Source organism: Catellatospora sp. NPDC049609 (assembly GCF_040675365.1).
GTDB lineage: Bacteria > Actinomycetota > Actinomycetes > Mycobacteriales > Micromonosporaceae > Catellatospora.
Window position 1 is genome coordinate 55,796 of sequence record NZ_JBFAOU010000003.1, and the last position, 22,483, is coordinate 78,278.

General features: G+C 72.2%; 20 protein-coding genes. 15 read left to right on the forward strand and 5 right to left on the reverse strand.

What is annotated here, in order from left to right; all coding sequences use genetic code 11:
- Window positions 1-155 precede the first annotated feature (155 nt).
- Genes AB0J67_RS01565 through AB0J67_RS01575 form a run of 3 tightly spaced genes read right to left on the reverse strand, consistent with a single transcriptional unit; the run spans window position 156 to window position 5,283 of the window.
- Window positions 156-1,832: a hypothetical protein gene (locus AB0J67_RS01565; RefSeq protein WP_363475082.1), complete on the reverse strand. Its 1,677-nt coding sequence runs from the start codon at window positions 1,830-1,832 to the stop codon at window positions 156-158.
- Window positions 1,833-1,858: 26 nt separating this feature from the next.
- Window positions 1,859-3,526: a tryptophan 7-halogenase gene (locus AB0J67_RS01570; protein ID WP_363475084.1), complete on the reverse strand. Its 1,668-nt coding sequence runs from the start codon at window positions 3,524-3,526 to the stop codon at window positions 1,859-1,861.
- A gap of 26 nt (window positions 3,527-3,552) precedes the next feature.
- Window positions 3,553-5,283 (reverse strand): NAD(P)/FAD-dependent oxidoreductase, encoded by a 1,731-nt coding sequence (locus tag AB0J67_RS01575; RefSeq protein ID WP_363475086.1) that lies wholly within the window; start codon window positions 5,281-5,283, stop codon window positions 3,553-3,555.
- A gap of 241 nt (window positions 5,284-5,524) precedes the next feature.
- Between AB0J67_RS01575 and AB0J67_RS01580 the strand changes: the two genes are divergently transcribed.
- The 10 genes from AB0J67_RS01580 (at window position 5,525) to AB0J67_RS01625 (ending at window position 17,352) form a co-directional block, all read left to right on the forward strand.
- Window positions 5,525-7,126, forward strand: a complete 1,602-nt coding sequence (locus AB0J67_RS01580) for an AMP-binding protein (RefSeq protein ID WP_363475088.1) — start codon at window positions 5,525-5,527, stop codon at window positions 7,124-7,126.
- A complete protein-coding gene (locus AB0J67_RS01585) occupies window positions 7,126-7,347 on the forward strand; it encodes an acyl carrier protein (protein ID WP_363475090.1) in 222 nt (73 codons plus the stop codon). Before AB0J67_RS01580 ends, AB0J67_RS01585 begins: the two co-directional genes overlap by 1 nt.
- Window positions 7,332-8,693, forward strand: coding sequence for an FAD-dependent oxidoreductase (locus AB0J67_RS01590; RefSeq protein ID WP_363475092.1), 1,362 nt, complete (start codon window positions 7,332-7,334; stop codon window positions 8,691-8,693). Before AB0J67_RS01585 ends, AB0J67_RS01590 begins: the two co-directional genes overlap by 16 nt.
- A 52-nt stretch (window positions 8,694-8,745) precedes the next feature.
- Entirely contained in the window at window positions 8,746-9,006 is a 261-nt protein-coding gene (locus AB0J67_RS01595; protein WP_363475094.1) for an acyl carrier protein, read from the forward strand.
- An 83-nt stretch (window positions 9,007-9,089) separates the two neighbouring features.
- On the forward strand, window positions 9,090-10,343 hold the full coding sequence (locus AB0J67_RS01600) for a beta-ketoacyl-[acyl-carrier-protein] synthase family protein (RefSeq protein ID WP_363475096.1): 1,254 nt from the start codon (window positions 9,090-9,092) through the stop codon (window positions 10,341-10,343).
- Between the two features lie 27 nt (window positions 10,344-10,370).
- Window positions 10,371-11,300, forward strand: coding sequence for an alpha/beta fold hydrolase (locus tag AB0J67_RS01605; RefSeq protein ID WP_363475098.1), 930 nt, complete (start codon window positions 10,371-10,373; stop codon window positions 11,298-11,300).
- Between the two features lie 9 nt (window positions 11,301-11,309).
- Complete coding sequence (locus tag AB0J67_RS01610) at window positions 11,310-13,607, forward strand: HAD-IB family hydrolase (RefSeq protein ID WP_363475100.1); 2,298 nt, start codon at window positions 11,310-11,312, stop codon at window positions 13,605-13,607.
- Window positions 13,607-14,827 (forward strand): alcohol dehydrogenase catalytic domain-containing protein, encoded by a 1,221-nt coding sequence (locus tag AB0J67_RS01615; protein ID WP_363475102.1) that lies wholly within the window; start codon window positions 13,607-13,609, stop codon window positions 14,825-14,827. The genes AB0J67_RS01610 and AB0J67_RS01615 overlap by 1 nt, the downstream gene beginning before the upstream one ends.
- Window positions 14,828-14,837: 10 nt before the next feature.
- Window positions 14,838-16,415 (forward strand): lactate racemase domain-containing protein, encoded by a 1,578-nt coding sequence (locus AB0J67_RS01620; protein ID WP_363475104.1) that lies wholly within the window; start codon window positions 14,838-14,840, stop codon window positions 16,413-16,415.
- Between the two features lie 10 nt (window positions 16,416-16,425).
- Window positions 16,426-17,352: a lysophospholipid acyltransferase family protein gene (locus AB0J67_RS01625; protein ID WP_363475106.1), complete on the forward strand. Its 927-nt coding sequence runs from the start codon at window positions 16,426-16,428 to the stop codon at window positions 17,350-17,352.
- A gap of 64 nt (window positions 17,353-17,416) precedes the next feature.
- Here the strand turns inward: AB0J67_RS01625 and larE are convergent, their stop codons facing one another.
- Window positions 17,417-18,250, reverse strand: a complete 834-nt coding sequence (gene larE / locus AB0J67_RS01630) for an ATP-dependent sacrificial sulfur transferase LarE (RefSeq protein ID WP_363475108.1) — start codon at window positions 18,248-18,250, stop codon at window positions 17,417-17,419.
- Window positions 18,251-18,326: 76 nt separating this feature from the next.
- On the opposite strand from larE, the gene larB reads away from it, so the two are divergent.
- The 5 genes from larB (at window position 18,327) to AB0J67_RS01655 (ending at window position 21,714) form a co-directional block, all read left to right on the forward strand.
- The gene (gene larB, locus AB0J67_RS01635) at window positions 18,327-18,995 is read left to right on the forward strand and encodes a nickel pincer cofactor biosynthesis protein LarB (protein ID WP_363475110.1); all 669 of its coding nucleotides are present in this window, start codon (window positions 18,327-18,329) and stop codon (window positions 18,993-18,995) included.
- Entirely contained in the window at window positions 18,992-20,230 is a 1,239-nt protein-coding gene (gene larC, locus AB0J67_RS01640; RefSeq protein WP_363475112.1) for a nickel pincer cofactor biosynthesis protein LarC, read from the forward strand. The genes larB and larC overlap by 4 nt, the downstream gene beginning before the upstream one ends.
- Window positions 20,231-20,286: 56 nt before the next feature.
- Complete coding sequence (locus AB0J67_RS01645) at window positions 20,287-20,433, forward strand: hypothetical protein (RefSeq protein WP_363475114.1); 147 nt, start codon at window positions 20,287-20,289, stop codon at window positions 20,431-20,433.
- Window positions 20,430-20,906, forward strand: coding sequence for a MaoC family dehydratase (locus tag AB0J67_RS01650; RefSeq protein ID WP_363475116.1), 477 nt, complete (start codon window positions 20,430-20,432; stop codon window positions 20,904-20,906). The genes AB0J67_RS01645 and AB0J67_RS01650 overlap by 4 nt, the downstream gene beginning before the upstream one ends.
- 193 nt (window positions 20,907-21,099) lie before the next feature.
- Window positions 21,100-21,714: a TetR family transcriptional regulator gene (locus AB0J67_RS01655; RefSeq protein ID WP_363475117.1), complete on the forward strand. Its 615-nt coding sequence runs from the start codon at window positions 21,100-21,102 to the stop codon at window positions 21,712-21,714.
- Here the strand turns inward: AB0J67_RS01655 and AB0J67_RS01660 are convergent.
- The gene (locus AB0J67_RS01660) at window positions 21,711-22,322 is read right to left on the reverse strand and encodes a TetR family transcriptional regulator (protein ID WP_363475119.1); all 612 of its coding nucleotides are present in this window, start codon (window positions 22,320-22,322) and stop codon (window positions 21,711-21,713) included. The two genes, AB0J67_RS01655 and AB0J67_RS01660, sit on opposite strands and share 4 nt — an antisense overlap.
- Window positions 22,323-22,483 lie beyond the last annotated feature (161 nt).

Sequence of the window (22,483 nt, forward strand, 5' to 3'; positions counted from 1 at the left end):
CCGGATCCGCGTCGAACGCGGGTCCGGCCCTTTCGTCGGAGGCGGTCCGGGTGAACCCGGTCCTTCTGCTGTCAGGGGACGGCCCGGGTGACCCCGGACCTTCTGCTGCCGGGCGCCGGAGGGCCGCGGGTGACCGCGGCCGCCCGGCGCCCGGGTCAGTGGCGCTCCGCCGCCGCGGTGACCCGTGCCGCCGCCGGCGTGACCGCGGGCGGGCGGCGCTGGCCCGTCACGTTCTGCCGGCGGAGCAGCCGCTGGAAGTCCTTCGGGGCGATCGTCAGGACCCACAGCAGCATCACGATGCGGCGGGTCGCGGTGAACTTGTAGTAGCGCGCCGACGGGGCGGCGAACCGGTAGAGCGGCGGCACGAACCGCGACCGGGCGAGCCGGCGGAAGATCGCCGACGCCGCCCCGGCCGGGGTGCGGATGCCGCGCCGCACGTCGTCGAACTGGGCGAAGAACCAGGCCAGCAGCTGCACCAGCCCGTCCGGCGTGCGGAACCAGAGCGCGCCGTCGGCGAAGCGCTCGACCGGGGCCCAGGAGCCCGTGGTCTCGGCGTCGGCGCAGGCGCGCTTGAGGGACAGGTGCGCGAGGATCTGCCACAGCAGCCAGACCCGGGTGAACGCGTTGAACGAGCCGAAGTCCGCGCTCGCGGTCCGCGCCGCGGCCAGCATCCGGTCGTTGTAGGCGAGCAGCTTGTGCTGGAACCTCGCCACCCCGGCCAGCGCCTCCTCGGCCGGCTCGCTGCCGTCCAGCACCCGCAGCAGGGCCGCGGCCGTGGCGTGCACGACCTCGGCCGCGACCGAGATGTCCGAAGACAGGAAGTCCTCGACCACCCCGACCGCCCGGTCCACGGCGATCCACCGCGGGCCGTACGTGGCGCCCACCGGCCGCCGGGAGGTGTTCGCTGCGGTCCACGGCCTGCTCGCGACGGCCCGCCGGAACTGCGCGGCGATGGTCGGGTAGCGGGCGATGACCGTGCGGAACAGCTCCTCCGGCTCGCCGGGCAGCACGGCGGCGCTGTCCCGGTCGACGCTGAGCGTCACCGCGCACACCGGGTTGATGCCCTCGGGGTGGTTGGCGAACGTGACGACCTGGACCCAGCCGCCGGGGAACACGTGATGGACCGTGCCCGCCGACCACGGCGTGGCCTGCCGGTACGCGCTCAGCCGGGCCACCTCGCCCAGATCCTCCACGCCCGTCATGTACGTGGTGAGCACGCGCGAGCGCAGCGCCAGGTCCGTCTCGTCGCCGGCGTCGCCGGTCAGCGCGCTGCCGGAGGCGTCGACGAGGTAGCGGACGCTGACCTGGGTGCCGTTGGACAGGGTGAGCTGCACCCGGTCGTCGGCCGGCGTCACGGCCGTGACGGTCGCGGCGGTGATGAGGTGGGCGCCGTGGCGGGCGGCGATGTCGCACGCGTGCTCGTCCACCACGGGTCGGTAGACGTGGCACTCGTTGTGCTCGCCGGGCACGTTGAACTGCACGGTGTGCTTCGGGTCGTGCACCCGGCCCGCCTGGTGGTGCAGGAAGGCGAGGGAGCGCTTGACGCCGCTGGCCGCCCGCACCGCGGGGGGCAGGTCGACGAAGTGCGCGAACGCTCCGATCTCGGGCACGTCGAACCGCTCGGCCAGCAGCTCCAGCACGGCGGTGGTGTAGGGCACCGTCGTCTCGCCGGGCTGCGTGCCGGGCGTCTTCGGTCCGTCCACGAGCAGCACTCGGGCGCCGTGGCGGGCGAGGATGGCCGCGAGCCACCCGCCCGCCAGGTGCCGGCCGACGACGGCCACGTCGTAGTCGCCGTCCTGCCGCCCGTCGAACGACTCATCGAATCGATCCATGTCGGTATCCCTCCGATGGTCGCGGGTCAGAAGATCCTGCGGCCCATGACGAACTCCTTGGTCGCCTCCCGCACGAAGCCGAGCATGATCCGGCGCACCTCCGGCGGGGCCTCGGTCGCCGCCCACCACATGGTCTTGGCGAGCTTCAGCGGCGTCGGGTTGATGAACCGCAGGTTGCGGTCGTCCCAGCCGAAGTGTTTGGGCACGTACTTCGCCTCGCGCAGGTGCTGGTAGAGGTTGTCGGCGGCCTGCGGACCGCTGATGATCCCGGCCTCGAAGTCGTCGCACTGCTTGACCATGTCGTCGAAGAGCTCGTTGTAGCCCTCGTGGTCCGACCAGTGCAGGCCGGGGTTCTTGACGTCCTCCAGCTCCAGCAGGTCCGCCTCGTCGCCGGACTTGCGCCACTTGCGGAAGGCCTCGTGGGCGCGGAAGGCGCCGGCGTTGGAGCCCCAGGCCCAGGTCCGGAACACCGCGGTCCACAGGTCGTAGTGCTCGAACGAGATGTACGCGGCGTTGACCAGCTTGTCGTTGCCGTCGAACAGGGCCTGCTGGCGCCGCTCGACCTCGCGGAAGCGCTCGGCCGAGAAGTCGCCGTCCTTGATCCCGGCGAGGATGCGCCAGGCCAGCACGTTGATCGTCTCGCAGGTGTTGGACAGGCCGCGGGAGAACAGCGGGTCGATGAACGCGGCCGCGTGGGCGAGCAGCACCCAGCGGTCGCCGACGGTCTGCTTGGAGGAGTACTGCAGGCGGTCGGTGGCGACCCACTCGCGCACCGGCTTGGCGCCCTCCATCTGGCGCGCGATGTCCGGGAACTTGTTGATGTGGTAGTAGAAGTCCTCCTCCGGGGTCATCCCCTCCTGCCGGGGCCAGCGCCGCTCGTCCAGCGTCAAGCCGACGCTGCACAGCGGGTTCTTGGAGGACTTGTCGTTGTCGAACGCGATGATCCACAGCCAGCCGCGCTCGAACAGGTGGTGCACCGTGCCCTCGTACCAGGGCACCGGCGGGGTGTCCTTCTTGTCCCGGGGGAACACGGCGTCGGTGTTCGGCATGTCGATGAAGTGGTTCCAGATCGCCCGCGAGTGGTGCTTGAACCGGCACGGCTCCTCACGCAGGTGGAACTTGTCCGCGAGCGGCGAGCGGTAGCCGCTGGCGTCGACCACGTACCGGCAGCGCACGGTCTCGCCGCGGCTGGAGGTGACGGTCGCGCCGTCATCGTCGAAGTCGACGTCCACCACGTGGAAGTTGGTATTGGCGTCCGCGCCGTACTTGATGGCCGCGTAGTACAGGTAGGCGTCGGTGTCCTGCCGGTACATGTGCGAGGTCTCGTGCAGCAGCTTCGGGAAGTTGAACATCGTCAGCTGGCCCGGGTCCTGCGGCTTGCCCTCCTGGTGCTGGAGGAAGCCGAAGTGGTTCTTCACGCCGTGCCAGGGCGAGATGATGTCCTGGCAGCCGGAGAAGGTGGACAGCGCGAGCAGCTCGGGCACGTCGTACCGGATGGCCATGGTGCGCAGCGAGACGAGCATGTTGGGGATGGTGGACTCGCCGATGGCGAACTTCGGGTGCGCCTTGGTGTCGACGATCATGACCTTGGCGCCCTGCCGCGCGAGGATCACCGCGAGCATCGACCCGGCGAACCCGGAGCCGAGAATCGCGACGTCGTAGACGTTTTCCTGGGACTTTCCCTTGTCGGACACTGGATCTCCTTTCGGTGAGGGGTGCGTTACTTCGGCGCGGGGACCCGGAAGCGGCGGCCGATGACCGGCATCGGGGCCAGCGCGTGCTTGAGCTCCTCGCTGAACTCGAACTCGCCCTTGTCGAACCGCTTCTTCATGAACAGGGTCAGGCCCTCGTAGGTGAGCTGGCCGATGTCGGTCGGAGCCACCTTCTTCGCCCAGCGCAGCGTCTTGAGCACGCCGATCGTCGAGGCGTCGGTCCACTGGTTGTCCGGGTCGCCGAGCCCGAAGGCCGGCGGCACGAAGTCGGCGGTGCGGATGCGGTGCAGCAGGTCGTCCGCGGCCGTCTCGGGGTCGACCTCCCCGCGGTCGACCGCCTTCATGACCTCGTTGACCTCCTGCAGCAGGCGCAGCGCGTTCTCGTACGGCTGCCCCTCGGTCACCACGCGCCCGCGCCACCAGGGCGCCTCGATCGGCTTGAGCACCGACTCGTCGCGGGTGTCGACGTACTTGGCGTACGCCCGGTTGATCTCGAAGGTGGCGATGATCTGGCCCAGCGACCACATCCGGAACCACGCGTCCCACAGCTTGAAGTGGCGGAACGAGATGTAGGCGTTGGCGCAGAGGTCGTCGTTGAAGTCGAGCAGGCCCTGCTCCAGGTCCTGCATGTGCTGGAAGCGCTCGACCGACCAGTCACCGTCGGAGATGGCCGACAGGATCCGGTGGACCAGCGCGTTCATCGTCTCCATGGTGTTGGACAGGCCGCGCGAGAACAGCGGGTCGATGAAGCCGGCCGCGTGCGAGGTCAGGCACCAGCGGTACCCGACGGTCTGCCGGGACGAGTACTGCAGCCGGTCCGTGCTCGTCCAGTCGCGGACCGCCTTGGCGCCGGCGAACTGCGGCGCGATGTCCGGGTACTGCGCGATGAAGCGGCGGAACTCCTCCTCCGGGGAGCAGTCCGGCTTCGGGTGCTGCCGCGGGTCCAGCTGCAGGCCCACGCTGTACAGCGGGTTCGTCGCGCGGTGGTGGTTGTCGAAGGCGATGCCCCACATCCAGCCGCCGGGGAAGATGTGGTGCAGGGTGCCCTCGTGCCACGGGCTCGGGTGGTGGTAGCGGCTCTTGGGCGCCAGCTCGTCGTACGGCTTCACGCCGACCATGTGCGTGAACAGGGTGCGGCTGTGGTGCCGGAACCGGGTCGGCTCCTCGCGCAGGCCGAACTTCTCGGCGAGCACCGAGCGGTAGCCAGACGCGTCGACGACGTACTGCGCGTGCACCTGGGCGCCGGTGTGCAGGGTGGCGGTGACGCCGTCGTCGTCGATGTCGAAGTCGGTGACCCGCGTCTGCTGCATGACCTTGGTGCCGTACTTGACCGCGACCATGACCATCCACGCGTCCACGTCCTGGCGGAAGAAGTGGTTCTCCGTGTGCGTGATCTTCGGGATGGGGAACATGTGGGTCTCGCGCGGGACCTGTCGCTCACCCGGCCGGTGGTAGACGAAGCCGAAGTTGCGCTTGACTCCGACCTGGGTGGTGACCTTCGAGTAGGCGCCCTCGAAGGTGGCCAGATACTTGATCTCCGGCACGTCGTAGCGCTCGGCGACGAGGCGCATCATCATCGACGTCGCCGGGATGGTGGACTCGCCGATCGACATGCGCGGGTGCGAGCCGGCGTCGATGAGCAGCACTCGTGCGCCGTTGCGGGACAGGCAGGCCGACGTCATCGATCCGGCCAGACCCGAGCCGACGACGATCACGTCGTATTCGTCCTTCGGATCCATCTTGGTCCTTTCGGGTGCGTCGCGTAGGGGTGGAGGAAGCCGAGGCGTCGGCCGGTCGCCCCTTCATTTCGAGTTTTCGACATGCGTTGACTTCCTTCTTTGATGACTTTCCCTCTCCGTCCACAAGATGTCAATGGCTGATGACTTGACGCGGCGCACGGTCGTGGCTTTAACTGCATCAGTCCAAGGATTTCAACAAGCGAGGAACTCGTCCAACGATGAATCAGCGTCCGCGCTGGTCATGAACCTGCTGGAGGATGTGATGCTGGTCCACCGCAACAGTGGCAGAGCCACCCGCGCCCACCAGCCGACGCCCGCGGTCCCCGATCTCATCGAGACGTTCCGGCGGGTCGCGGCCCGCTACCCGGACCGGGTGGCGATCACGGCACAGGGTGGGGAACTGTCCTACGGCGAGCTGTCCCGCCGCAGCAACGCGGTGGCCGAGCTGCTGGGCCCGTACCCGGGCGTGGTGTGCGTGCTGGCCACGCACGCGCCGGCCACCATCGTCGGCCTGCTCGGCACGCTGCTGGCCGGGGGCACCTACTGCCCGCTCGACCCGGGCTTCCCGGTCGCGCGGCAGCTGGAGATGCTCGCCGCGGCGCGGGCCGGCACCGTGCTGGTCACCGCGGACGGCCAGCTCGCCCCACCGGTGCCGCCGGGCGTGGAGGTGCTCGACATCCGGCACGAGCCGGTGGCCGCCGAGCCGCCGCGCCTGCCGGACGGCCCGGAGGAGCCGGCCTACCTGCTGTTCACCTCCGGCTCGACCGGGATGCCGAAGCCGGTGACCACGCCGCGCGCCGCCATCAACGCGACGACGGCGTCGCTGCGCAACCTGTTCGACCTGTCCCCGGAGGACCGGGTGCTCCAGTTCGCGTCGCTGAACTGGGACACCGCCTTCGAGGAGATCCTGCCGGCGCTGACCACCGGCGCCACCCTGGTCTTCGACCCGGACGCGCACTCGGGCTCGTTCCACCGGTTCCTGCGGATGCTGGAGCGGCAGCGCGTCAGCGTCGCCGACCTGCCCACCGCGTACTGGCACGAGCTGGTGCTGCACCTGTCCGAGGACGAGGCGACGCTGCCGCCGTCGGTGCGCACGGTGATCATCGGCGGCGAGGCGGTCAACCCCGCCCGGCTGGCCGACTGGAAGGCGCTGCGCACCGGTCACCTCCGGCTGGTCAACACGTACGGCTGCACCGAGACCACGCTCATCACCCACGCCATCGACCTGCACGGGCCGCTGGCCGTGGCGGCCGACCCGGCGGAGCCCGCGATCCCCATCGGCTACCGCCTGCCGCACGTCGTCGAGCACGTCACCGACGAGGGTGAGCTGCTCATCGGCGGCCCGGCCATCGCCACCGGATACCGCGGCATGGCCGACGCGACGCTGGTCAAGTTCGTCCGGCTCGACCTCGGCCCGGCCTCAGGCCGCTTCTTCCGCACCGGTGACCGGGTGCGGGCCCGCGACGACGGCGCGCTGGTGCACGCCGGGCGCCTCGACGACGAGGTCAAGGTGCGCGGCATCCGGGTCAACCCGACCGAGGTGGAGGCGCACCTGACCAGGTGCCCCGGCGTCGCCGCCGCGGCGGTGCTGGGCGTGACCACGCTCGGCCGGACCACCCTGGTCGCCTACATCGTGCCGCGTACGGAGACCGCCGACAGCGCGGCCTTCGTCGAGCGGGTGCGGGCCGACCTGGTCGACCGCGTGCCGGGCCACCTGGTGCCCGGCCGGATCATCGCCGTCCCCGAGCTCGTCCACACCGCCAGCGGCAAGGTCGACCGCCGCAGCTCGCACAGCCGATACACGACCGCACTCGCCAGCACGACCGACCTCGGAGGTCACTGATGAACGCGAACGACATCGTCGACATCTTCCGCCGGATCCTGGAGACCAACGACATCGACGTCGACTCGGACTTCTTCCAGCTGGGTGGCGACTCGCTGACCGCGACGCGCATCCTGAGCGCCGTGGCCCGCCGGACGGGCACCGAGCTGACGTTCGACGACTTCATGGCCGCGCCCACGCCCGGCAGCCTCTCCGAGAAGCTCGCGTGCGTGACGGTATGAACGTCATCGTCGTCGGCGCCGGCCTGGCCGGCCTGACCGCGGCCACCGGCCTGTCCGCCGCCGGCGTGCACGTCACCGTCCTGGAGGCGCGCGACCGGGTCGGCGGGCGCACCCACGGCATCGAGGTCGCGCCGGGCCGGTGGGTCGACGCGGGGGCTGCCTACCTGGGCGTACGCCACACCGAACTGATCTCCATGCTCACCGGCCTGGGCCTGCGCACCATGTCGACCGACATGGTCGGGGCCAGCCGCTTCGACATCGGCGACGGCCTGCGCACCGTGGACGGGCGCTTCCCGCCGCTGAACGCCATCGCGCTGGGCACCATGTTCGACGCCCTCGACGAGGTCACCCGGCTGGTCGACGTGAACGAGCCGTGGCGTACGCCCGGCGCGGACGTGCTGGACCGGCTCACCGTCGACAGGTGGGCGGCTCAGGAGATCGACCACCCGGACGCGGCGACCTTCCTGCCGCTGTTCCTGGGCGAGATGATGGCCGCCGACCCGGCTGCCGTCTCCGTCCTGCACATGGCCTTCTACCTGCGTTCGGGCGGCGGTCTGCGCTACCTGAACGCGTTCGAGGGCGGGGCGCAGGAGTCGCGCGTCGACGGCGGGGCGCACCAGATCAGCGAGCGCCTGGCAGCCCAGCTGCCGCATCCGGTGCGGCTGAACGAGCCGGTGACGGCGATCCACACCGACGACAACGGCGTCGTCGTGCACTCCGCGAGCGGCGCGCACCGCGCCGACGCCGTGATCGTGGCGATCCCGCCGGCCCTGGCCGACCGGATCGAGTTCACGCCGCGGCTGCCGCAGAGCCGGACCAGCGCGCACACCGCGCGCGGCTCGGCCCTCAAGATCCAGCTCGTCTACCCCACGCCGCTGTGGCGGGAGCACGGGCTGTCCGGCTGGTCGATCAGCGCGGACGGACCGCTGCTGTCGACCGTCGACGACACACCCGCCGGGGGTTCGCCCGGCGTGCTCACCGGGTTCGTCACCGGCGCCGAGGCCCACCGCTTCTCCGCACTCCCCGCGGACGAGCAGCGGGCCGTGGCGGTCGCGCAGGCGAGCCACGTCTTCCCCTTCCTCGGGGAGCCGGTCGCGTGCCACATCACCGACTGGCTCAACGACCCGTTCAGCGTCGGCTGCTACGCGGCGCTGTTCGGACCCGGCGACTGGACGCGGCACGGGCCCCGGCTCACCACCGCGTCCGGGCGCGTGCACTGGGCCGGCACCGAGACCAGCACCGAGTACTTCGGCCTCATGGAAGGCGCCATCCGCTCCGGACAGCGGGTGGTGTCGGAGGTCCTCACGGCCCACGATTCGCGGTCACTCGTCTCCGAGCTGGCCTGAGCCCGTCCATCCACATCAGCTGAGCGACCCGCTCAGAGAAGGAGTGATCCCGATGATCGCTGAGGTCCGCACGACCGTCATCGACGGCCTGGCCCAGATGAACTACGACGTGAGCGACGTGACCGGCGAGACCGTGCTCGGTCCCGAGGGCCTGGACCTGGAGTCCCTGGCCATCGCCGAGCTGGCGATCCTGCTCGAGGACACGTACGGCTCGAAGTTCACCGAGGAGGAGATGTCGGGTTTCACCGGCATGACCATCGACCAGATCGCGGGCGAGGTCGCTGCCCGCACCGCCGTGGGCGCCAGCGCCTGACCGGCGGCTTCCCTCCCCCAGTGCACGGCCCGGCCGGCCGGACCGGCCGGGCCGCCCTCAAGTGACGAGGAGACCCGAGAGCGATGCCCGCTTCCGCCGCACGAACCGCAACGATCACCGGCATGGGCGTTTTCACGCCCGTCGGCCGCGACCTCGACCAGTTCTTCGACGCGCTGTGCGTCGGCCGCTCGGGCATCGTCAACCCGCCTGAGGGACACCCGACGTTCGGCGCCGTCGATGCCGCCGCGATCGCCCCGCCCATCGAGGCCATCGAGGTGCTGCCGCCGCTGGCGGCCCGCGTCGTCGACCGCTTCCTGCTGATGGCGCTGGCCGCGGCCGACGACGCCATCCGCGACGCCAAGATCGAGATCGGCACCGACGTCGACCCGTACCGGGTGGGCGTGGTCGTCTCGACCGGCGTCGGCGGCATGTCCACCTACGAGCAGCAGTCCTTCGGCTGGCAGGCGCGCGGGGGCAACGCGGTCAGCCCGCTGCTCTACCCCGGCTTCCTGCCCAACATGGCCTCGGCCCGGATCGGCATCAAGTACGGCATCCGCGGCTTCAGCTCCAGCATCTCCACGGCCTGCGCCGCGGGCGCGCACGCCATCGCCGAGGCGCTGCGCCTCATCCGCGACGGCGAGTGCGACGTGGTGGTCTGCGGCGGCGCCGAGGCGCCGTTCGGCGGCACCGGCGTGGCCGCGTTCGGCAACGCGCGGGCGCTGGCCGCGGGCTGGGCCGACCCGACCCACGCCAGCCGCCCCTTCGACGTGCGCCGCAACGGCTTCGTGCTCGGCGAGGGCGCCGGCATCCTGGTCGTGGAGAGCGCCGAGTTCGCGCAGGCCCGCGGGGCGCGCCGGTACGCCGACCTGATCGGCTGGGGCGCCACCACCGACGCGTACCACCCGACGATGCCCCGCCCGGACGGCCACGCCGCCGCCGAGGCCATGCGCAAGGCGGTACGCAGCGCCGGCATCGCGCCCGGCGACGTGAAGTACGTCAACGCGCACGGCACCTCGACCAAGCTCGGCGACCAGGTCGAGGCGACCGCCATCCGCGCGGCCTTCGGCGACTCGCCCGCGGTGAGCTCCACCAAGGGCGTCACCGGGCACCTGCTCGGCGCGGCCGGGGCCATCGAGGCGATCGCCACCGTGCTCACCGTCGACCGGGGCATGATACCCGGCACGGCCAATCTGGACGATCCCGACCCGGCGTGCGATGTGGACCTGGTGGTGAAGACTCGGACGGGTCCGGTCGCCGCGGCCCTGTCCAACTCGTTCGCCTTCGGCGGCCACAACGTGAGTCTCGTGTTCGCCGAGGCCGGCGCCACCGCCGGCTGACCCGGCGCGTCCTTCGGAGGAGTTGCCATGGCAGTCAGTCCCGTCAGCAAGGCCACGCCCGCCCAGGCGGTGCAGCTGGTCGCGGTCCGCTCGGTGTTCGCCGTCCTGGAACGGCTGGCACCGGCGGCCGGCGGCCGGCTCGCCGAGCGGATCTGGTGCGCGATCCCGCGCCGGCACCCGGCCGGCGCGTGCCCGCCCGGCCGGCGCTTCGAGGTGGCCGGGTCCTCGGGCCGCATCGTGGCCGAGGAGTGGGGTGCGGGGCCGCGGAACGTCTACCTGATGCACGGGTGGGGCGGCCGGCGCACCGACCTCGGCGACTTCGTCGCGCCGCTGGTGGACGCCGGGTTCCGCGTGGTCGCGCTGGACGCGCCGGGCCATGGCGACTCCGACCCGGGCCCGTTCGGGGCGGGGCGGGGGCTGCTCACCGACCTGATCGGCGCGCTGGGCGCGGTCGTGGCCGACTGCGGCCCGGCGTACGCCGTGGTGGCGCACTCGCTCGGCGGGTGCGCCACCGGGGTGGCCGTGGCCGACGGGCTGGCCACCGAGCGCCTGGTGACGATCGGAGCGCCGAGCGAGCTGGAGCCGCACATCGCGGTCTTCGCCCGCACCCTCGGCATGGGCCCGCGCTGCCTGGCCCGCTTCCGCACCGGCCTGGAGGAGCGGCTCGGCCGCCCGATGACCGACTTCACGCTGCCCGCCCGGTTCGCCGACCGCGCGCCGGACACGCTGCCGGCGACCCTGCTGATCCACGACCACCACGACAGAGAGGTGCCGTACACCGAGGCGCTGACGCTGCAGCGGGCCCTGCCCGACGTGCGGCTCATCGGCACCACCGGCTACGGCCACCGCCGGATCCTCCGCCGGCCGGAGGTCGTCGGCCGGGTCCTGGACTTCCTCACGGAGTCCCGTGACCAGCAGCCGGCCAGCCCGGGCCGGCACGCCGACAGCTCACCCTAGGGAGGATCAGTGTCCACCGCACCCACGCCCGACTGGCTGCTGGAGAACGGCCACGTGCTGATCACCGGCGCCACGGGCTTCTTCGGGCAGGCGCTCCTGGAGCGGCTGCTCTCCGACCACCCGACCACGCGGGTGACGGTCCTGATCCGGGGCCGCGGCGCCACCTCGGCCGCGAGCCGCCTGGCGGGCCTCACCCGCAAGCCGGTGTTCAGCGCGCTGCGCAAGCGCATCGGCACGGCGGGCATCGAGGAGCTGCTGCGCACCCGGGTCAGCGTGCTGGACGGCGACCTCACCTCGCCGTCCCTGACGATGCCCGAGGACCTGACCGCGGTGCTGCACTGTGCCGGTTCGGTCTCGTTCGACCCGCCGATCGACGAGGCGTTCCGGACCAACGTGACCGGCGTGGTGAACCTCTACGACGCGGTCGCCCGGCTGGCGGTGCAGCCGCACGTGGTGCACGTGTCCACGGCGTACGTCAACGGCGGCCGGTTCGGCCTGGTGGCGGAGGCGGCGCTGGAGCACGACGTCGACTGGCGGGCCGAGCTGGCCGCCGCCGACGCGGCGCGGGTCGAGGTGGAGCACGAGTCGCGCCGCCCCGAGGTGCTGCGCCGCCTGGTCGCGCAGGGCCGGGCCGCCGACGGCAAGGCCGGTCCGAGCTGGGCCGCCGCCGCGGCGGAGCGGGCGCGGCTGGAGCTGGTGGACAAGCGCCTGGTCGAGGCGGGCAGGCAGCGTGCCAAGAGCCTGGGCTGGACCGACGTGTACACGTTCACCAAGGCTATGGCCGAGCGCGTCGCCGAGGAGTACGCCCGCACCAAGGGCATGCGGATCTCGGTGTTCCGGCCGACCATCGTGCAGAGCGCGCTGAGCCACCCGTTCCCGGGCTGGTTCGAGTCGTACAAGATGCTCGACCCGATCATCCTGGCCTACGGCCGCGGCATCCTGCCGTTCCCGCCCGGCGTGCCGGACGCGCCGGTCGACGTGATCCCGATCGACTTCGTGGTCAACGCGATGCTCGCGGTCACCGCCAACCCGGTCGCCCCCGGGCAGACGGCGTACTACCACGCCGGTTCCGGCTTCCGGAACCCGCTCAGCGCCCGTGACATGGACGAGCACCTGCGCGACTACTTCAGCCGCCACCCGATGCCCGACCGCGACAAGGGGCACATCACCGTGCCGTCCTTCCGGTTCGTGGGCACCGGCAAGCTCGACGGCCTGCTGCGCAACGGCGAGCGCCTGGTCTCGGCCGCCGAGCGCACCGTGATGCGGCTGCCCTCGTCGTCGCGCACCCGCGGCTGGATGACGAAGGTGCACACCGAGCAGACCCGGGTGGAGCAGCTGCGCCGGCTGTCCGATCTGTACAGCGTGTACAGCGCCGTCGAGACGATCTACACCGACGACAACACGCTGGCGCTGCACCGGTCCATGCCCGCGGAGCACGCGGAGCGGTTCGGCTTCGACACCTCGGTGATCGACTGGACGCACTACATCCGGGAGGTGCACTGCCCGGCGATCACCGCGCTGCAGCGGCAGGCCGGCGGCCGCCGCTCCCGTGCCGCCGGGCCGAAGCAGCTGGTCCCCGGCGACGACATCGCGGCGGTGTTCGACCTCGAAGGCACCGTCGTCAAGTCCAACGTCATCGAGACGTACCTGTGGGCGCGGCTGGTCGACCGGGAGCGCGCGCAGTGGCCCGGCGAGCTGCTCTCGCTGGCCGGCGCGATGGTCGGGTACGCCAAGACCGACCGGCGCAGCCGCAGCGACTTCATCCGCGAGTTCATGCGCCGCTACGCCGGTGCGTCCGAGGCGGCGATCAAGCGCCTGGTCGACGAGCGGATGGGCGAGGCGCTGCTGCTGCGGGCGATGCCCGAGGCGATCCGCCGGATCCGGGCGCACCGCGCGGCGGGCCACCGGACGGTCCTGATCACCGGCACCGCGTCGCTGTTCCTGGCCCCGCTGGCCCCGCTGTTCGACGAGATCCAGGCCAGCCGGCTGCACGTGCAGCGCGACGGGGTGCTCTCCGGGTATCTGGACACGCCGCCCCTGGTCGGCGAGGCCCGCGCGGCCTGGCTGCGGCGCTACGCGAACCAGGCCGGGCTCGACCTGTCCCGCTCCTGGGCGTACGGCGACAGCTACTCCGACCGCCCGCTGCTGGAGCTGGTCGGCAACCCGATCCCGGTCAACCCCGACCCCCGGCTCTACCGGCACGCGAAGAAGCAGCACTGGCAGATCGAGCAGTGGGGGGCCAACACCCACGGCGCGCTGCAGACCCTGGCCGAAACCGTCAACCGAGTGCCCGGTGGTGTCCGATGATGCTCGCCCTGCAGTACCGCAACTCGCCGGTCAAGTACCTGACCGCCCGCGGGGCCACCGGCACCCGCCTCGGCTCCCGCTTCACCAGCACCATCGCCAGCAACCTGGCGCCGCTGACGCTGACCCAGGTGCCGGAGCCGGACCTGCCGGGGCGGGGCTGGGTGCGGCTGCGCCCGCTCCTGTCCGGGATCTGCGGCTCGGACCTGGCGATGCTCACCGGCCGCTCGTCGCCGTACCTGACGCCGCTGGTGTCGACACCGTTCGTGCCCGGCCACGAGGTGGTCGCGGTGACCCTGGACGACGCGCCGGACCTGCCCAAGGGCAGCCGCGTCGTGGTCGACCCGGTGCTGTCCTGCGCGGCGCGTGGCCTGCGGCTCTGCCCGGCGTGCGCCGCGGGACGCCAGTCCCGGTGCACCGCGGTCACCTCGGGCGGGCTCGCGGCCGGGTTGCAGACCGGGTACTGCGGGGACACCGGCGGCGGGTGGAGCAAGCAGATGGTGGCCCACCGCAGCCAGCTGCACGTCGTGCCCGAGGGTGTGCCCGACGAGCTGGCCGTGCTGGCCGAGCCGCTGGCCTGCGCGATCCACGCGGTACGCCGGGTGGCGCTGGCCCCCGGCGCGACCGTGCTGGTGGTCGGCGCGGGCACGGTGGGCCTGTTCACCATCCTGGCGCTGCGCGAGTTCACCGAGGTGGGCGGCATCCACGTGGTGGCCAAGCACCGCCACCAGCAGGTGCGGGCCCGGCAGCTCGGCGCGACCGAGGTGATCGAGCCCAACCGCGCCGCGCGGGCCGTGCGCCGGCTGACCGGCGGCACCCTGGAGAGCCCGGTGATGGGCGCGGAGTACCTGCTCGGCGGGGCGGACGTGACGTTCGAGTGCACGGGCGGCGGGGGTGTGGACACCGCGCTGCGGCTCACCCGCGCGGGCGGCACGGTGGTGCTCACCGGCATGCCCTCCACCACGGTGGACCTGACCCCGGTCTGGTTCCGCGAGCTGCACCTGGTCGGTGCGTACGCGACCGACTCCGGTGGCGTGCCCGAGGCCGGCGGTGGCCGGGAGGGCGACTTCGACCGCGCGCTGGACCTGGTCGGGCGGGCCCCGCTGGACGGGTTCGTGGACGCCCGCTACCCCCTGTCCCGCTGGCGGGAGGCGGTCGGCCACGCCGCCGACGCCGGACGCCTGGGCACCGTCAAGGTCGCCTTCGACCTGGCCGAGATCTGAGGAGACCGAGATGAGCAGACCCGGATTCGTACTCGAAGTGGACGAGCGCACCCCCTCCCTGCTCGTGCACCAGGGCGAGGGCTTCCGGCTGGAGAAGTTCCCGCTGGGCACGCGCGTGATCTACCCGCCCGACTCGCTGCCCGGCATCCGCGACCTGGACGCGGCCATCCGGCACGCGCTGCTCAACCCGCACGGCACCCCGCCGCTGCCGGAGCTGCTGCGCCCGGACATGAAGCTGACCATCGTCTTCGACGACATCTCGCTGCCGCTGCCGCAGATGCGCCCGCCGGACATCCGGGGCCGGATCATCGAGCACGTGCTGGAGCTGGCCGCCGCGGCCGGGGTCGACGACGTCGAGCTGCTCGCGGCGAACGCGCTGCACCGGCGGATGACGCCGGCCGAGCTCAAGCGGGCCGTCGGCGACCGGGTGTTCCGCGCCTTCTTCCCCAAGCACCTGCGCAACCACGACGCCGAGGACCCGGACGGGATGACCCACCTGGGCCTGACCCGGCACGGCGAGGACGTCGAGATCAACAAGCGGGCGGCCGAGAGCGACCTGCTGGTGTACGTCAACATCACGCTCACCGCGATGAGCGGCGGGCCGAAGTCGGTGGCGGTCGGGCTGGGCTCGTACAAGAGCCTGAAGCACCACCACAACGTGCACACGCTGCGGCACTCGACGTCGTTCAACGACCCGCCGAACTCGGCGATGCACCACTCCTACCACCGCATGGCCAAGGTGGTGGAGGACCACGTCAAGGTCTTCACCATCGAGACCACGCTGAACGGCGACAACTTCCCCGAGGCGACGAAGTTCCTGCAGAAGCGCGAGTGGGAGTGGAACCTGCGCGACCAGGCGTCGCTGCTGGCGTTCAAGAAGGCGAACGAGCTGACGCCGCTGAAGCTGCGGCGCGAGATCTGGCAGCGCAACGACGCGCCGTTCGGGGTGACCGGCATCCACGCGGGCGACCCGAAGGAGGTGCACCCGCTGACGCTGGCCAACGTGCACCGCCAGCAGCTGACCGAGATCGACGGGCAGGCCGACATCGGGGTGTGGGGGCTGCCGTTCCTGTGCCCGTACAACGTGAACTCGATCATGAACCCGATCCTGGTGATGAGCCTGGGCCTGGGCTACTTCTTCAACCTGTACCGCAACAAGCCGATCGTGCGGCAGGGCGGGGTGGCGATCTTCTACCACCCGATGCCGAACGACTTCCACCAGATCCACCACCCCAGCTACATCGACTTCTTCGAGGAGGTGCTGACCCAGACCACGGACCAGGCCGCCATCGAGTCGAAGTTCGAGAAGCAGTTCGCCGAGGACCCCTGGTACACCCACCTCTACCGCAACAGCTACGCCTACCACGGCGTGCACCCGCTCTACATGTGGTACTGGGGCGCCCACGCGATGGAGCACCTGGGCGACGTCATCTTCGTCGGCGCGGACCGCAAGGCCGCCGCCCGGATGGGCTTCCGCAGCGCGTCCACGCTGGCCGACGCGCTGGAGATGGCCAAGGACACGGTCGGCGGCAGCCCGTCGATCACGTACCAGCACACGCCGCCGGCCACGCTGGCCGACGTCCGGTGAGAGGAAGCCGATGACCTTCCGAAGCGATCTGAAGCAGCTGCTGGCCGGGCGGGACTTCCGCGGGCGCTCGCGTACGCCGCGCTCGGCCGTGCCGTTCCGGAAGCCCAGCCCCGGGCTGACCTTCCGGACCGCGTGGACGCGCAGCAAGGCGGCGCGGGCCGCCCGGCGCGGCCTGCACGCGGGGGTGCTCAAGCCCCTGGTCTGGGCGCAGACCCGGCCCACCGTCGAGGGCACCGAGTACCTCGACGGGCTCACCGGGCCGGTGATCTTCGCGGCCAACCACGCCAGCCACCTGGACGCTCCGCTGATCCTCAACACGCTGCCGAAGAACTTCGCGGGCCGGGTCGCCGTGGGCGCCGCCGCGGACTACTTCTTCACCGCCCGCTGGCGCGCGATCGTCACCACGCTCGCGTTCAACGCGTTCCCGGTGGAGCGCTTCGGCGGCTCGGCGAAGCAGAAGCAGGCGAGCCTCGCGCCGCAGCTGCTCGACCTGGGCTGGAGCCTGCTGCTGTTCCCCGAGGCGAGCCGCTCGCAGGACGGCTGGATGTCGCCGTTCCGCATCGGCGCGGCGTTCCTGGCCTGGTCGCGCAAGGTGCCGGTGGTGCCGGTGGCGATGCGCGGCACGTACGCGGCGATGCCGCGCGGCGAGTGGGCCATCATCCGGGGGCGGCCGTCGCTGACCGTCCGGTACGGCCGCCCGATGCTCCCCCACGAGGGCGAGGCCGCCCGCGACTTCAACGTCCGGGTCGCCGACGCGGTGCACCGGCTCTGGGCCGAGGAGGAGCTGGGCTGGTACCGGGCGCTGCGCGAGTCGCACGCCGGCCGGATCGAGCGGCCGTCCGGGCCGCGGGGCGCGACGTGGCGCCGCCTGTGGGAGGCCACCCGCCCGATCCGCGCCGATCGCCCCGAGCGCATCTGGTCGTCGTCCTCCCGCTGACCCGACCGAAGCTCCGTGCGCGCTGGTCTGACAGCGTGCACGGAGCTTCGCTCGTCTCGGCGGATCAGGCGGCGACGGGGAGCTCGTTCATGGAGCCGGAGCGGAACGCGACGACCTCCACCGAGAGCTGGCCGAAGCCGGACTCGCGGAGCAGGTTGCGCACCTCGACGTCGCGCTCGATCCAGCAGACGGCGTCGGCGTCCACCTCCACCCGGACGGACTCGCCGAGGTCGCGTACCCGCAGGTCGCGGTTGCCCAGGCCGTGCAGGTGCCGGCGCAGCACCGCCTCGGCCCGCTCGACCCGGGCCAGCCGGGCCGAGGTGATCGAGATGCCGTACGCGATCCGGCTGGACAGGCACGCCGCGGCGGGTTTGTCCCAGGTGCGCAGGCCCCAGTGGCGGGCGATGGCGCGCACCTGCTCCTTGCCGACGCCGAGGTCGGCCAGCGGGGTGCGGGCGCCGCGCTCACGGGCCGCGACGATGCCCGGCCGGAACCGGTCGCCGAGGTCGGTGGCGTTGGTGCCGGTGGCGATCGCGGCGTATCCCTCGGCCGCGGCGGTCTCCAGGGCCGCCTCCAGCAGCGTGCGTTTGCAGAAGTAGCAGCGCTGCATGCCGTTGGCCGCGTACTCCGGCACGTCCAGCTCGCGCGTGGCGGGGGTGTGGTGCGCGACGCCGAGCTCGGCGGCCAGCCGCCGGATCTCGACCAGCTCCTCGGCGGGCAGCGACGCGGACACGGCGGTGAGCAGGCCGACGCCGGCCGGGCCGAGGGCGCGGACCGCGGCGGCGGCCACCACGGTGGAGTCGATGCCGCCGGAGGCCGCGACCAGGGTCCGCCCGTATCCGGCGATCTCCTGGACGAGCAGGTCGGCGAGTTCGGCTGTGCTGCGGTCTCCGTTCATGCGAATCAGGGCTCCCTAGTCGACACATGGCGATGTATGGTTAGAGCATAAACTCAACAGACGAGGAAATCATCAGATGAAGCTGGGATACGCGACGCTGGACGTCGATCGCCGCGCCCGCACCGGTGATGCCGAGGTCGTCTTCGGACATGGCAAGACGCCCGAGCAGGTGGTCGGTGCGCTGCGCGGCCTGCATGCGGCCAATCCGGACACCGCCGTGCTGGCGACCCGGGTCGACGAGGCGGGCCGGGAACACTGCCGCCGCAACCTGCCCCGAGCGGTGGTCGACGACATCGGACGGACCGTCGTGCTCGGGCCGCCACCACCGCCGCGCGGCCGGGTGGCCGTGGTCAGCGCGGGCACCTGCGACCTGCCGGTGCTGCGCGAGTGCGCCACCACCATCGCCGTGTTCGGCTCCCGGGCCGACGAGATCGTCGACGTCGGGGTGGCCGGAATTCACCGGCTGTTCGACCAGCTCGACCGGATCAGGGCCGCCGACGTCGTGGTCGTCGTCGCCGGGATGGAGGCGGCGCTGCCGTCCGTGGTCGGCGGCCTGATCGGCACCCCGATCGTCGCCGTGCCCACCAGCGTCGGATACGGCTGGCACCTGGAGGGCGTCACCGCCTGGCTGGCCATGGTGAACACCTGCGCGCCCGGCATCACCACGGTGAACGTGGACAACGGGTTCGGCGCCGGGGTGGCCGCCGCCCGGATCGCGCGTGCCACGGCCAGGGCCGCCGCGTGAGGACGCTGTGGATCGACCCGGGTCAGGGCTGCGCGGGGGACATGCTGCTCGCCGCCCTGCTGGACGCGGGCGCCTCGCTCGACGTGGTGCGCGCAGGGCTGGCCGGGCTGCGCGTGGAGCCGGTCACCGTGGACCCGGTGCAGGTGCGCCGGCATGGCCTGCGGGCCACGTACGCGCAGGTCCAGGCTCCGGAGACGGAGACCGAGCGGCACCTGTCGGACGTGCTGGCCGTCATCGGCAAGGCCGGGCTGCCGCACGAGGCGGCCGCCTTCGCCACCGCCGCCTTCCAGCGGCTGGCCGAGGCCGAGGCACGGGTGCACGGCGTCGGGATCGAGCGCATTCACTTCCACGAGGTGGGCGCGCTCGACGCGATCGCCGACGTGGTCGGGTGCGCGCTCGCCCTGCACGACCTCGACCTGCTGGGCGACGGCGTGACGCGGGTGGTCGGCCCGATCGCGCTGGGCTCGGGCACGGTGCGCGCCGCGCACGGGCTGATCCCGGTGCCGGTGCCCGCGGTGCTGGAGCTGGTCACGGCCGCGGGCGCACCGGTCGCCGAGCATCCCGGGCGGATGGAGCTGTGCACGCCGACCGGCGCCGCGCTGCTGGCCGCGCTCGCCACCGCGTGGGGGCCGCCGCCCGCGGGCACCCCGGTCGCCGTCGGCGTCGGCGCCGGCACGCGTGACCCCGAGACCCATCCCAACGTGGTACGCGTCGTGATCGGCACCGCGACGGCGGCGGCCGGGGCCGGGGACGGCTGGCTCGACGCGGAGCTGCACCGGGTCGACGCCACCGTGGACGACCTCGACCCGCGGGTGTGGCCCACGCTGCTGGACCACCTGCGCGGGGTCGGCGCGGCGGACGCCTGGTGCACGGCCGCCCTCGGCCACAAGGGCCGCCCGGCGCACGTGCTCAGCGTGCTCACCGACGCCGAGCGCCTGGACACCGTGTGCCGCGTGGTCTTCGAGCACACCACCACCCTCGGCGTACGGGTGTCCCGGGTGGAGCGGCGCAGCCTGCGCCGGGACCGGGTGCGGGTGCGGGTCGGCGCGGCCGAGGTCGGGGTGAAGCGGGGCTTCCTCGACGGCCGGGTGGTCACCGCGCAGCCCGAGTACGACGAGGTGGTCGCGGCGGCCCAGCTCAACGGCGTGCCGGTGACGCACGTGCTGGCGGCGCTGCAGGGTCTGGCCACGGTGCGGGGCATCGACGGCCTTGACCAGGCACTGCGCCCGGAATAGAATTCATCAAAAGAGGAGTTATTCCGTTTCCCGAATCCCCGGAGAGGGTGGATACCGTGCTCAAGCGGTTGATCATCGGCGCGATCGTGGTCGGCGCCGTGTACACAGCGGTGCGCACGATCAGCGGCCGTCAGGAGGCGGCGGCGCCGCAGATCGACGGCTGGCGCATCAAGGCCTTCGGCCCCGACGGCGGTGGCCGATGAGGGTCATCGAGGACGTGGCGGCGCTGCCGGACACGGTCGGCGAGGTCTGGGGCCCCACCGACTGGCAGACCGTCGACCAGCAGCGGGTGAGCTCGTTCGCCGACGTCACCAACGACCACCAGTGGATCCACGTGGACGCCGAGCGCGCCGCGACCGACAGCCCGTTCGGCGGCACCATCGCGCACGGTGCGCTCACCCTGTCCCTGTGCACGTCGATGGTGGCGGAGCTGGTGCGGGTGCAGAACGCGAAGAGCGTCATCAACCTCGGCTTCGACCGGGTGCGGTTCAACGGCACCGTGCCCACCGGCTCGCGGCTGCGCGGCAGCGCCGAGGTGCGCGACGTGCGCCGGATCCCCGGCGGCTACCGGGTGGTGGCCCGCATGACCATGTCGTCGGACCGCAGCCCGCGCCCGGTCTGCGTGGCCGACCAGATCTTCGCCGTCATCCCCGACGAGGCCGCCGCTCCCGCCTGAGTGCCGGCCGCACCGATGCGAGGCTTCTGCCACGCCGTTCCCGCGGCGTGACAGAAGCCTCGCCTCACGTCAGGGCCGGACCGGCGTGTGGCATCCCTCCACTACGGACACGTTTGCTTCGGGATTGTTGCACCGTTGCTGCGGTATGATGTCCGCGTTGTCATCGTTGACGGCCGGGATGAGGGTGTGCCCCATGGTTGCGCGAGAGCAGACGGTGGCAGACGCCGGCGAGGTGCCTCCCGGGGGAGTGCGCCAGGCGATCCTCGAGATGGCTCGCCGCGAGATCGCCGAGCACGGCTGCAGCGGCGCCAGCGTGCGCAGCATCGCGCGGGCCGCCGACGTCGACCCCCGGCTGGTGCGCCACTACTACGGCTCCCGCGAGAACCTGCTGTGGAACGCGCTGTCCGTCGACAGCGACCCGCTGGAGCTGGCCGCGCGGCTGCTGCGGCAGAGCCCGTCCACCATCGGCCGCCGGGCCGCGCAGGCCGTGCTCGCGCCCTGGGAGGACGCCGCCACCGCCGACCTGCACCGGGCGCGGCTGGCCGCGTCGCTGGAGAGCCCGGACGCGGTGGGCAGGCTGGAGTCGGAGTACGTGAGCCAGCTGCTCGGCGCCATCGCGGCAAGCGTCAGCCCGGACCGGCCGCGCCTGCGCGCCGCGCTCGCGGCGACCCACCTGACCGGCGTCTCCATGTGCCGCTACCTGCTGGGCGGCGGCCCGCTGGCCGAGCTGGACCTGGCCGAGCTGGTCCGCGGCACCGGCGCGGTGCTGCAGCGCCTGCTGACCGGCCCGCTGCCGCAGCAGCCCTAGAGCCGGCCGACCAGCAGCCGCTGGAACACCTCGCCGAGCAGGACGGCCGCCTGCTGCGGGTCCAGCGACGCCACCGGTTCGAGGCGGTACACGTACCGCACCGTGGCCAGGCCGACCAGCTGCGCACCGACCAGCGCCGCGCGCCGCTCCACCGAGGCCACGCCGAGCTGCCGGATCACCGGGGCCAGCACGCCCTCGCCGAGCAGGTCGCGCACCGCGTCGGCGGCCAGCGTCGAGGTGTGCACCGAGCGCAGCACGCCGCGCAGGCAGTCGTTGACGTCGGGCTGCGCCCAGTGCCGCAGGAACGCCGCGACCAGCCGCTCGCCGAGCAGCGCGCGGTCACCGTCGATCTGGGCGGGCAGGTCGTCACAGCGGAACGCCTGGCCGACCGCGGCCTCGAACAGGCCGTCCTTGGTGAGGAAGAAGTGATGGATCAGGGCGGTGTCCACGCCCGCCGCGGTGGCGATGCCGCGGGTGGTGGTGCCCTGGTAGCCGTGCGTGCCGAACTCCCGCCGGGCGGCCGCGAGCACCGCCTGGTAGCTGGAGACCGGGCCGGGGCGGCGTCCCGTCGGCTTGGGCACCGGGCCCTCGCCTCGCTCCTCGGACATCGCTCCTCCTTGTCCGGTCGACGCCGATTCCATTGACGGTCGATGATCCCTATGTAGAATGATCGGAATGCGGAAAACGAAAGCCGTCCTCGGTAGCCTGCTGTTTCTCTGTGTAGCTCCGGGGACGGTGGTCGGTCTGCTGCCCTGGTGGATAAGCCACT

What these genes read in the sequence shown, in the direction of transcription:
- AB0J67_RS01565 (WP_363475082.1), bottom strand. Translation starts at nt 1,832, where the DNA reads ATGGATCGATTCGATGAGTCGTTCGACGGGCGGCAGGACGGCGACTAC.
- AB0J67_RS01575 (WP_363475086.1), bottom strand. Translation starts at nt 5,283, where the DNA reads ATGGATCCGAAGGACGAATACGACGTGATCGTCGTCGGCTCGGGTCTG.
- AB0J67_RS01580 (WP_363475088.1), top strand. Translation starts at nt 5,525, where the DNA reads ATGAACCTGCTGGAGGATGTGATGCTGGTCCACCGCAACAGTGGCAGA.
- AB0J67_RS01585 (WP_363475090.1), top strand. Translation starts at nt 7,126, where the DNA reads ATGAACGCGAACGACATCGTCGACATCTTCCGCCGGATCCTGGAGACC.
- AB0J67_RS01595 (WP_363475094.1), top strand. Translation starts at nt 8,746, where the DNA reads ATGATCGCTGAGGTCCGCACGACCGTCATCGACGGCCTGGCCCAGATG.
- AB0J67_RS01600 (WP_363475096.1), top strand. Translation starts at nt 9,090, where the DNA reads ATGCCCGCTTCCGCCGCACGAACCGCAACGATCACCGGCATGGGCGTT.
- AB0J67_RS01605 (WP_363475098.1), top strand. Translation starts at nt 10,371, where the DNA reads ATGGCAGTCAGTCCCGTCAGCAAGGCCACGCCCGCCCAGGCGGTGCAG.
- AB0J67_RS01615 (WP_363475102.1), top strand. Translation starts at nt 13,607, where the DNA reads ATGCTCGCCCTGCAGTACCGCAACTCGCCGGTCAAGTACCTGACCGCC.
- AB0J67_RS01620 (WP_363475104.1), top strand. Translation starts at nt 14,838, where the DNA reads ATGAGCAGACCCGGATTCGTACTCGAAGTGGACGAGCGCACCCCCTCC.
- AB0J67_RS01625 (WP_363475106.1), top strand. Translation starts at nt 16,426, where the DNA reads ATGACCTTCCGAAGCGATCTGAAGCAGCTGCTGGCCGGGCGGGACTTC.
- larE (WP_363475108.1), bottom strand. Translation starts at nt 18,250, where the DNA reads ATGAACGGAGACCGCAGCACAGCCGAACTCGCCGACCTGCTCGTCCAG.
- larB (WP_363475110.1), top strand. Translation starts at nt 18,327, where the DNA reads ATGAAGCTGGGATACGCGACGCTGGACGTCGATCGCCGCGCCCGCACC.
- AB0J67_RS01650 (WP_363475116.1), top strand. Translation starts at nt 20,430, where the DNA reads ATGAGGGTCATCGAGGACGTGGCGGCGCTGCCGGACACGGTCGGCGAG.
- AB0J67_RS01655 (WP_363475117.1), top strand. Translation starts at nt 21,100, where the DNA reads ATGGTTGCGCGAGAGCAGACGGTGGCAGACGCCGGCGAGGTGCCTCCC.
- AB0J67_RS01660 (WP_363475119.1), bottom strand. Translation starts at nt 22,322, where the DNA reads ATGTCCGAGGAGCGAGGCGAGGGCCCGGTGCCCAAGCCGACGGGACGC.